The following is a 1,973-nucleotide window of genomic DNA, read 5'->3' on the forward strand; positions in this document are numbered from 1 at the left end:
GCTAGGGGCCCTCATCGGGTTACCGAACTCAGTCAAACTCCGAATGCCAACGACTTATCCTTGGGAGTCAGACTACGAGTGATAAGATCCGTGGTCGAGAGGGAAACAGCCCAGATCACCAGCTAAGGTCCCAAAGTGTACGTTAAGTGGAAAAGGATGTGGAGTTGCTTAGACAACCAGGATGTTGGCTTAGAAGCAGCCATCATTTAAAGAGTGCGTAATAGCTCACTGGTCGAGTGACTCTGCGCCGAAAATGTACCGGGGCTAAACGTACCACCGAAGCTGTGGGATGACTTGCGTCATCGGTAGGGGAGCGTTCTAAGTGCGTCGAAGCTAGACCGTAAGGACTGGTGGAGCGCTTAGAAGTGAGAATGCCGGTATGAGTAGCGAAACAGAGGTGAGAATCCTCTGCGCCGAATGCCTAAGGTTTCCTGAGGAAGGTTCGTCCGCTCAGGGTTAGTCGGGACCTAAGCCGAGGCCGAAAGGCGTAGGCGATGGACAACAGGTTGATATTCCTGTACCACCTCCTCACCGTTTGAGCGATGGGGGGACGCAGGAGGATAGGGCCAGCGCGCGACTGGTAGTGCGCGTCCAAGCAGTTAGGCGCATCAAGCAGGCAAATCCGCTTGACGAGGCTGAGCTGTGATGGCGAGGGAATTAAAGTACCGAAGTGCCCGATTCCACACTGCCAAGAAAAGCCTCTAGCGAGGTGAGAGGTGCCCGTACCGCAAACCGACACAGGTAGGCGAGGAGAGAATCCTAAGGCGCGCGGGAGAACTCTCGTTAAGGAACTCGGCAAAATGACCCCGTAACTTCGGGAGAAGGGGTGCTCCCTCGGGTGAATAGCCCAGGGGAGCCGCAGTGAAAAGGCCCAAGCGACTGTTTAACAAAAACACAGGTCTCTGCGAAGCCGTAAGGCGAAGTATAGGGGCTGACACCTGCCCGGTGCTGGAAGGTTAAGGGGAGCGCTTAGCGCAAGCGAAGGTGCGAACCGAAGCCCCAGTAAACGGCGGCCGTAACTATAACGGTCCTAAGGTAGCGAAATTCCTTGTCGGGTAAGTTCCGACCCGCACGAAAGGTGTAACGACTTGGGCACTGTCTCAACGAGAGACCCGGTGAAATTATAGTACCTGTGAAGATGCAGGTTACCCGCGACAGGACGGAAAGACCCCGTGGAGCTTTACTGCAGCCTGATATTGAATTTTGGTACAGCTTGTACAGGATAGGTAGGAGCCTGGGAAGCCGGAGCGCCAGCTTCGGTGGAGGCGTCGGTGGGATACTACCCTGGCTGTATTGAAATTCTAACCCGCACCCCTGATCGGGGTGGGAGACAGTGTCAGGTGGGCAGTTTGACTGGGGCGGTCGCCTCCCAAAGAGTAACGGAGGCGCCCAAAGGTTCCCTCAGAATGGTTGGAAATCATTCGTAGAGTGTAAAGGCAGAAGGGAGCTTGACTGCGAGACCTACAAGTCGAGCAGGGACGAAAGTCGGGCTTAGTGATCCGGTGGTTCCGTATGGAAGGGCCATCGCTCAACGGATAAAAGCTACCCCGGGGATAACAGGCTTATCTCCCCCAAGAGTCCACATCGACGGGGAGGTTTGGCACCTCGATGTCGGCTCATCGCATCCTGGGGCTGTAGTCGGTCCCAAGGGTTGGGCTGTTCGCCCATTAAAGCGGTACGCGAGCTGGGTTCAGAACGTCGTGAGACAGTTCGGTCCCTATCCGTCGCGGGCGTAGGAAATTTGAGAGGAGCTGTCCTTAGTACGAGAGGACCGGGATGGACGCACCGCTGGTGTACCAGTTGTCCCGCCAGGGGCACCGCTGGGTAGCTATGTGCGGAAGGGATAAGCGCTGAAAGCATCTAAGCGTGAAGCCCCCCTCAAGATGAGATTTCCCATCGCGTTAAGCGAGTAAGATCCCTCGAAGATGACGAGGTTGATAGGTCCGAGGTGGAAGCGTGGCGACACGTGGAGC

The 1,973-nt window shown here is 56.0% G+C and carries 1 rRNA gene; it reads left to right on the plus strand.

What is annotated here, in order from left to right:
• Positions 1-1,973 (plus strand): 23S ribosomal RNA (locus EDD69_RS15115); the annotation flags it as partial.

This window comes from Thermolongibacillus altinsuensis, from assembly GCF_004341205.1.
Lineage (GTDB): Bacteria > Bacillota > Bacilli > Bacillales > Anoxybacillaceae > Thermolongibacillus > Thermolongibacillus altinsuensis.